The organism is Pelosinus sp. sgz500959 (genome assembly GCF_042610375.1).
Classification (GTDB): Bacteria; Bacillota; Negativicutes; order DSM-13327; family DSM-13327; genus CTSoil-075.
Window position 1 is genome coordinate 1 of the sequence record NZ_JBGJZL010000060.1, and the last position, 406, is coordinate 406.

Sequence of the window (406 nt, forward strand, 5' to 3'; positions counted from 1 at the left end):
CCGCTTTCATAAGCAACGATTTGTTGAGTACGAAGAGCAACACGTACGGAATCTTCTGTTGGAAGAGCTAATGCTTCATCCTTAGAATTCGTGTGCAAAGATTGAGTTCCGCCCATAACAGCAGCAGCTGTTTGCAATGCAACACGTACAATGTTGTTTTCTGGTTGTTGAGCAGTTAGCATGGAACCTGCAGTTTGCGTATGAACACGAAGCATCCAAGACTTAGGATTCTTAGCGCCAAAACGTTCTTTCATGATTTTTGCCCATACACGACGGGAAGCACGGAATTTTGCTACTTCTTCAAGTACATTATTGTGTGCATTCCAGAAGAAAGATAAACGGCCTGCGAAAGCATCAACATCAAGACCTGCTTTAATGGCTGCTTCACAGTATGCAATACCATCAG

Annotated in this window: 1 protein-coding gene; it reads right to left on the minus strand. The window is 43.3% G+C overall.

The genetic code is table 11. The features are described from left to right. On the minus strand, nucleotides 1–406 hold a 406-nt coding region (locus tag ACAN52_RS21985), incomplete at both ends, for a methylmalonyl-CoA mutase family protein (RefSeq protein WP_378957270.1).